The organism is Paenarthrobacter sp. AR 02 (assembly GCF_021538675.1).
GTDB lineage: Bacteria > Actinomycetota > Actinomycetes > Actinomycetales > Micrococcaceae > Arthrobacter.
In genome coordinates this window covers 151,938-158,613 of sequence record NZ_JAJUKH010000012.1, presented here as the reverse complement: position 1 = coordinate 158,613, position 6,676 = coordinate 151,938, and the positions used below count along the sequence as shown (strand labels likewise).

The 6,676-nt window shown below is 60.7% G+C and carries 9 protein-coding genes; 6 read left to right on the top strand and 3 right to left on the bottom strand.

Going from position 1 to position 6,676, the window contains the following annotated elements; translation table 11 throughout:
• Positions 1–123 (top strand): integrase core domain-containing protein (locus LRQ04_RS20800; RefSeq protein WP_374198948.1); only part of this gene is annotated, 123 nt, incomplete at its 5' end.
• Between the two features lie 502 nt (positions 124–625).
• Positions 626–994: a hypothetical protein gene (locus LRQ04_RS18480; protein ID WP_235521762.1), complete on the top strand. Its 369-nt coding sequence runs from the start codon at positions 626–628 to the stop codon at positions 992–994.
• 91 nt (positions 995–1,085) lie between these two features.
• Here LRQ04_RS18480 and LRQ04_RS18475 read toward each other — a convergent pair whose 3' ends face one another.
• The 3 genes from LRQ04_RS18475 to LRQ04_RS18465 all read right to left on the bottom strand — a co-directional run bounded on the left by LRQ04_RS18475 (position 1,086) and on the right by LRQ04_RS18465 (position 4,409).
• Positions 1,086–2,585, bottom strand: coding sequence for an ATP-binding cassette domain-containing protein (locus tag LRQ04_RS18475; protein ID WP_255774368.1), 1,500 nt, complete (start codon positions 2,583–2,585; stop codon positions 1,086–1,088).
• 236 nt (positions 2,586–2,821) lie between these two features.
• The gene (locus tag LRQ04_RS18470; RefSeq protein ID WP_235521760.1) at positions 2,822–3,574 is read right to left on the bottom strand and encodes an SDR family oxidoreductase; all 753 of its coding nucleotides are present in this window, start codon (positions 3,572–3,574) and stop codon (positions 2,822–2,824) included.
• A 109-nt stretch (positions 3,575–3,683) separates the two neighbouring features.
• Entirely contained in the window at positions 3,684–4,409 is a 726-nt protein-coding gene (locus LRQ04_RS18465; protein ID WP_235521759.1) for a beta-ketoacyl-ACP reductase, read from the bottom strand.
• 151 nt (positions 4,410–4,560) lie between these two features.
• Between LRQ04_RS18465 and LRQ04_RS18460 the strand changes: the two genes are divergently transcribed.
• The 4 genes from LRQ04_RS18460 to LRQ04_RS18445 are packed head-to-tail and all read left to right on the top strand — an operon-like array spanning position 4,561 to position 6,671.
• Positions 4,561–5,061 carry a DUF3099 domain-containing protein gene (locus LRQ04_RS18460; RefSeq protein WP_235521758.1) on the top strand — a complete coding sequence of 167 codons (501 nt, stop codon included), beginning with the start codon at positions 4,561–4,563 and terminating at the stop codon, positions 5,059–5,061.
• The gene (locus LRQ04_RS18455) at positions 5,058–5,333 is read left to right on the top strand and encodes a hypothetical protein (RefSeq protein ID WP_235521757.1); all 276 of its coding nucleotides are present in this window, start codon (positions 5,058–5,060) and stop codon (positions 5,331–5,333) included. The genes LRQ04_RS18460 and LRQ04_RS18455 overlap by 4 nt, the downstream gene beginning before the upstream one ends.
• Positions 5,334–6,203 carry an SURF1 family protein gene (locus LRQ04_RS18450; RefSeq protein ID WP_235521756.1) on the top strand — a complete coding sequence of 290 codons (870 nt, stop codon included), beginning with the start codon at positions 5,334–5,336 and terminating at the stop codon, positions 6,201–6,203.
• Positions 6,204–6,671, top strand: a complete 468-nt coding sequence (locus LRQ04_RS18445; RefSeq protein ID WP_235521755.1) for a YbaK/EbsC family protein — start codon at positions 6,204–6,206, stop codon at positions 6,669–6,671.
• The last annotated feature ends 5 nt before the right edge of the window (positions 6,672–6,676 follow it).

Genomic DNA, 6,676 nt, shown 5'->3' with positions numbered 1-6,676 from the left:
ACCTCAGAAACCGAACGCCAAGCCTGTTACCAGGACTTCATCGAGCACTACAATCGCAGCAGGCCACACACGGCACTCAAAGGCGCCTCCCCAGCCAGCCGCGTCACCAACCTACCGGGTTAGTACATCTAGGTGGCCGTAGTCTTCCTTGGCTCCTGCCCTCTTTGCCATGAGATTGAAAGCGCATAAGTGTAGGCGCATTGCATTTCATGACGGTGAATTCGCGTTAGTTTATTCGATTGTCACTCAATCGCATTAAATGTCCAGTGGAATATGCTGCGCCCATTTCCGTGTGTGAGGATGAGAACTTCAAAAGGACATCCGTTATGCAATAACGGTCCGGGATGAAGGAAGTGCAGGGCAGGCGGTGGACCGTTCGGGGCGCACATGGAAATGGTGGAAGCGTAGTGACGGCCTGGATGCCGGGGAATTGACGTCCTTTGCCGCAGAAGAAAGTCCGACACCACTTCATGAATTCCTCGGGGTCGAACCTCATGGGGACGAACTGCCGGCAGCGGAGGTGTTCGAGCCTGAATCTTCGAGCGGAACGCCTCGGTACCAGGAGACCCGAACCATGTACTTCACGGATTCCAGCCATGACGAAAAAGAACAGGAAGAATCCATTATGAGCTCACTTGATGACGCCATGAAGCAACTGCTGTCCATAGAGGGCGCTACGGGGGCGGCCATCGTTGACTACTCCAGCGGGATGGCCCTGGCGCAGGGGGGAAACCCCGGCTTCGACCTCGGGGTGGCCGCGGCCGGCAACTCCAACGTGGTCAGTTCAAAACTGCGGACCATGGCGGATCTGAAGCTGGACAGCAACATCGAAGACATCCTCATCACCCTGGGCACCCAGTACCACCTGATCAACGTCCTGAACTCTGAAGGCTCCAAAGGCCTTTTCGTGTATTTGGTGCTTGATCGCACGTACGCGAACCTGGCCCTGGCACGCCACAAACTCAGCAGCATCTCCAAGGGCGTCAGTATCTAGCTCCTGCGTTTTGAACGGGAAAGGACGGCCGCGAATGCCGCGACCGTCCTTTTTCGTCATCAGTAACCACTTCCGGATAGCCGGCTGCTGTTCAGGTCATGACCCGCCGCGCGTCTCTGGTCCCCGACTCAAACTTCACGCCCAGCATGTGGTGGACCAAGACGTCCTCGTTCGTGTTGGCATTGGCCTCAATGGTGACCAGCTCGCCCTCGCGCATCACCCCAATCCGATGGCACCAGCCAACCAACTCCGACAAATCCGACGACAACAGGATGATCGCGACCCCGAGCCCGCTGAGTTCGCTCAGCATCTCGTAGACGACTTCCTTGGCGCCAATATCGATGCCACGGCTGGGGTGGCTGAGGATCAGCACATCGCAGCCGGCACTCATCCATTTGGCCAGCTGCACCTTTTGCCGGTCACCTCCGGAAAGTGTGTCCAAGGCACCGTGGATGTTGGTGGTGTTGATGCGCATGCGGCGAACCACTTCAACCACGCTCCGTAAGGTGGCGATCTCCTCCTCCAGGGCCCGGTTTGGGTTGCTCCCGCTCTGCAGGCCTTCGGTGATGCTGGCGTCGGTCGGCACCGACCCGGCCGAATCCGAGAGGTAGCCGATCTTCAGCCTGGCTGCGTCGTGGACCCCGCGGATCTCCACGCGCTCACCCCGTATGCGGATCTCGCCGGAGGTGCTTGGATGTACGCCTGCCAATGCCTCGACCAGCTGATATACGCCGGAGCGATGTGTTCCCACCAGTCCGAAAAACTCCCCCTTGGAGACGTCAAAGGAGACTCCCCTCACGGCGTCATCGACGCTAAGGTCGACCACGCGCAAGGCCTCCTCCGTGTCTGATCGCCCGGTGGGCCTGGCGTTGCCTTCCAGCTCGTGATTGAGGAGCAGGAACGCCAGTTCGTCGACGTTGGTCCGGCTGGCTTCCAGGACTTTATGGACCCTGCCATCCCTGAGCACGGCGATGCGGTGGGCGATGGAACGGACCTCGTCCAGGCGATGGGTGATGTAGATAATTGCGCGGCCTTGCCTGGTCAGCATGCGCAGGACCTGATGAAGGACGGCAACATCGTGGTCCGGAAGTGACGCGGCGACCTCGTCCATGATGACCAACTGGGCTTCTTCGGCAACCATCCTGAGAACTTCCACAAGAGCCTGCTCGGCGCGGATCAGGGTGCCCACTTTGGCGTCCGGATCCATGGTGACGCCGATGTCCCGGATCAGTTCGGCGGCCCGGCCGCGGAGTTCTTCATGGGGCTTGCCGGCCTGGAATGTTCCTCGAAAGATTGCCTTGGCGATGGTCAATTCCGGGTCCAACCGGAAGTTCTGCGGGATGAGCCCGACGCCGCAAGCTCGCGCTTCCTCTGCGGACTCAGGCCGATACTTCTCCCCCGCCAGCATGATGTGGCCGGCCTGGTGTTGATGGGTTCCTGCGAGGACGCCCATGAGCGTTGTTTTTCCGGCGCCGTTGGTTCCGATCATGCCGAGAATTTCGCTGCGATTCAGCGAAAGGCTGACCCCATTGAGGATTTGCCGTTGTTCATAGGACGCATGGATATCATCCGCATGCAGTAGTAAGTCCAAAGAAACTCCTGTGTGACAGGCCTCGAAGGAGGCGCTTTTCAGAGTCAATCAGACGTCCGGAACAAATGCAAAAGGAAAAGCGCGAAACAGATTTTTGAAATTCGTGACGCGGTTTTTGGTGATATTTATCTAATTGTCATCGAGCATTGTTCTACCTCGAAATGCAGCCGGAGACTTAAAGCGGAACGGCCCGGGACGCTGTCCCGGGCCGTTCCGTATGAGGCGATCTACTGCTGCTACTCGCCTGACTTGTTGAAGTAGTCAGAGCCGCCAACGTATTCGGTGTGTCCCGATTCCACGTCGGCGGTAACCATTTTGGCAACCTCCGCGGCAAACTCCTGTACGGAGTAGAGCTTTCCGGCTTCGGCGCGGCGTGCTTCGATGGCGCCTGGATTTGAACGGTCCAGGAGGGTGGCAGTCACTGTTCCTTCGATCATGTCACCGGAAACGACCACCAAGGAGATGCCCTTGTCGGCCAGGTTCGGCAGGAGGGCGCGCAGTGCGTCCTCGCCGGCACGCTTGCTCTTGGCAACGGGCTCGTATTCGGGCATCGTGGGCACGGTTTCCACAAAGTGGGCCTGGTGGCTGGTGACGAAGACAACCCGCGAGCCCTCCGGCATCAGCGGCACAGCGGCATTGAGCATGTTGACCTGGGCGTCGCGGTTCAATTTGAGCGCGTAGCCTTCCTCCATGCCGGATTCCATGCCGCCCGAAGCATTGAGCACCAGGATGTCCAAGGAGCCGAATTCCTCCATCGCGGTGCTGGCCAGGGCGTGTACGCCTTCGTCCGTGGTGAGGTCCGCTCCCACGGCCGCAGCCCGGCCGCCAGCCGCCTGGATGTCAGCTACAACCTTGTTGGCGCGGGGCGCCTTTTGGCGGTAGTTGACGACGACGGCGGCACCCTCGCCAGCGAGGATCTTGGCAACTTCCGCGCCGATACCACGGGAGGACCCCGTGACGATCGCGGTCTTGTTATCCAGCATTCCCATTCGTGCTCCTTTTGTTCACTTCATCCAAATTCCGTGGACTCGGTTTCCATCTTGCCAGTGGCACGGACCAAAGCCTTTGTCGCCCCCGGACAAAAAACTGCCGTAGTGGCTAGTGGCCCATTCCCAGTCCGCCGTCCACGGGGATGACAGCGCCTGAAATGTAGGCAGCCTCGTCGCTGGCTACCCAGCGGACGACGTCGGCTACTTCAGCTGCCTCCGCGAAGCGGCCGGCCGGAACGTTGGCCAGATACGACTTCTGCGTTTCTTCGGGCAGTTCCGCAGTCATGTCGGTATTGATGAAGCCCGGAGCTACGACGTTCGCGGTGATCCCGCGGCTACCGAGTTCGCGGGTCAGCGACCGCGCGATACCCACCATTCCGGCCTTGGACGCGGAGTAGTTGATCTGGCCAGGAGCGCCGTAAAGGCCCGACACGGACGAAATCAGGACCACGCGGCCCTTCCGCAAACGGATCATCCCCTTGGAGGCCCTCTTGATGACGCGGAATGCGCCGGTCAGGTTGGTGTCCAGGACCGACGTGAAGTCCTCTTCGCTCATGCGCAGCAGCAGGGTGTCCTTGGTGATCCCCGCATTCGCCACCAGCACCTCGACCGGGCCGTGCGCTTCCTCGATGATCTTGAATGCTGCATCAATCGAAGCTTCATCGGTCACGTCGGCTTTGACGCCCAGGATTCCCTCAGGCAGTTCTGTTTCACTGCGGTAAGTGACAGCGACCTTGTCGCCGTTGGCGAGGAAAGATTGGGCGATGGCGAGGCCGATGCCGCGGTTGCCACCGGTAATGAGGACGCTGCGGGGGGCCGATACTGCTTCAGACATACATGTGCTCCAGGTTCCGCGGCATTCGGTGCCGCTGCGGCAGGGATTTTCCTTTGTCGATCCTATCCGCCATGCGCAGCAACCTGCGGGCATGAAGGGCACTGCGCGGTTTGGGTGGCTACCGGCTTGGTGAGAGAATTGGAAGAGGCCTTTGGAGCGTGATGATTCAACTGTGACCCCAGGAAGCAGTCCCCTGCAGCAAGTGCCCGGAGATCCGGACGCTGTTTCCGGCGACCCCGAAGTCCACAGCATCACCGATGCGGCAGCTGCCCACTCCGAGGACATGCGCCAGCGCATGGCCAAGTATGCGATCGCCATGGGAATCCGCATGGTCTGCATCATCCTGATCTTTGTGGTGGACGGCTGGTTTAAAATCATCGCCATTGCAGGTGCTGTCTTCCTTCCTTGGATTGCCGTCGTCATCGCCAATGGCAGCGACAAGGCCGAGGTGCACAGCGAGTCCCTCCTGGATTACGTGGCGGTGCCGGAAATCGAAAGGCCATACCAAGCTGCGGACGATGGATCCGCGGACACGCCAACGGTGCTCCAAGGCGAGCTGGTGGATGATGATCCGCCGTCCAGCAGTGCCGAACACACCAGTGACGAAGCAAGCGAGGCCGGGAAACCCGGCGATGAACAGGCGACTTCATGAACATCTTTAGCCTCGGCGGACCTGGTCTGTCTGACCAGGAATCCCGACAGGCCCAGGGACGGGCGACATGCTCGAGGAAGGGATGCCGTGCCGGTGCTCAGTGGCAGCTTCTGTGGAACAACCCACGCATCCATACTCCCGAGCGGCGGAAAGTGTGGCTCTCCTGCGGGGACCACCGGGAGTGGCTGGAAGACTACCTTCAGACCCGCGGCCTGTGGAAGGAAACCGTGCCCTTCGTGGCCCACCAGGACCCTGCGAACGAGGCCGGCTGAATGTACCGTTTCCTGTTCTCCAGCAAGTGGCTGGGATATTTTGTCCTGGCCGTGATCTTTGCCACCGCATGCGTCTTCCTGGGGCGCTGGCAGATGGACCGCAGGGCCGAGACCCTTGCCGAAATCAACCGCGTGGTCAGCAACTACTCAGCGAACCCCATCCCCTTCTCTGAGATCAGTGACCAGTTCCGTGCCCTGGACCCCGAACGCGAGTGGACACAGGTCCAGCTGCGGGGCAGCTACGACCTCGACGGGCAGCGGGTCGTCCGTAACCGTCCGCTGAACGGCCAGCCGGGCTACGACGTCGTGGTTCCCTTCCGGCTAAGCACCGGCGAGAACGTGGTGATTGACCGTGGCTGGTTGCCGATCGGCAACAACACGCCCGGCCGACCCGACGTCGTGCCGGCTCCTCCGGCGGGCGAAGTCACCGTAGTCGCCCGGCTGAAACCTGCCGAGCCGAAGCTTGACCGCGGCGCCGTGGATGGGCAGCTCGCCTCAATCGACCTTGCCGGCTTCGCCAAAGAACTCCCGTACCCCATCGCCACGGGAGCCTACGGGCAGTTGGCCAGTGAGGATCCCGCGGTGCAACCGATGCCCACTCCGTTCCCGAAGCCGGCCACGGAAGAGGGTACGCACCTTTCGTACTCCTTGCAATGGTTCGCTTTCGGTGTGCTGATGTTTATCGGTTTCGGCTATGCCGCCCGCCAGCAGGCCCGCAACGCGGCAATCGACGCCGAAGAGGAAGAGGACGACGGGATCATTGCCGCCGCCGGCGGGACACCCAAGCCCCGCACCCCGGTGGCGCGAAAGAACAAGAGGCCCACGTCCGAAGAAGAGGAAGACGCCATCCTTGATGCCCAAGGCTACTGAATGATTCCGGATCCTGTACTGAACGTAAAGTCAGCCCTGACTGCCGCCGGAGTTTCGGACACGGTGCAAATCTTCGAGGACAAGGTTCCCACGGCGGCCGCCGCTGCTTCCGTGTTGGGCTGCGACGTCGCCGCAATCACCAACAGCCTGATCTTCGAGCTCGACGGAGCTCCCCTGCTCATCCTTGCCAGCGGCGCCGCCAAGGTTGATACAGCATTGGTTGCAGCACAGTTGGGCACGGGCAAGATCCGCCGCGCCACACCGGAATTCGTGCTGAAGCACACCGGTCAGGAAGTTGGCGGTGTAGCCCCCATAGGCCACCCTCAAAAACTCCGAACCATCCTTGACAGTTCGCTGCGGGAATTCCCACTGCTCTGGGCAGGAGCCGGAGACCACAACTCCATGTTCTCTATCAGCTACGAAGAGCTGGCGCGCATCACCGACGCCGAACCTTTGCCGGTCCGCTAGGCGAC

Bases quoted from the DNA above. Each gene is read 5' to 3' on its own strand.
- LRQ04_RS18480 (WP_235521762.1), top strand. From the start codon at position 626: ATGAGCTCACTTGATGACGCCATGAAGCAACTGCTGTCCATAGAGGGC.
- LRQ04_RS18470 (WP_235521760.1), bottom strand. From the start codon at position 3,574: ATGGGAATGCTGGATAACAAGACCGCGATCGTCACGGGGTCCTCCCGT.
- LRQ04_RS18465 (WP_235521759.1), bottom strand. From the start codon at position 4,409: ATGTCTGAAGCAGTATCGGCCCCCCGCAGCGTCCTCATTACCGGTGGC.
- LRQ04_RS18455 (WP_235521757.1), top strand. From the start codon at position 5,058: ATGAACATCTTTAGCCTCGGCGGACCTGGTCTGTCTGACCAGGAATCC.
- LRQ04_RS18450 (WP_235521756.1), top strand. From the start codon at position 5,334: ATGTACCGTTTCCTGTTCTCCAGCAAGTGGCTGGGATATTTTGTCCTG.
- LRQ04_RS18445 (WP_235521755.1), top strand. From the start codon at position 6,204: ATGATTCCGGATCCTGTACTGAACGTAAAGTCAGCCCTGACTGCCGCC.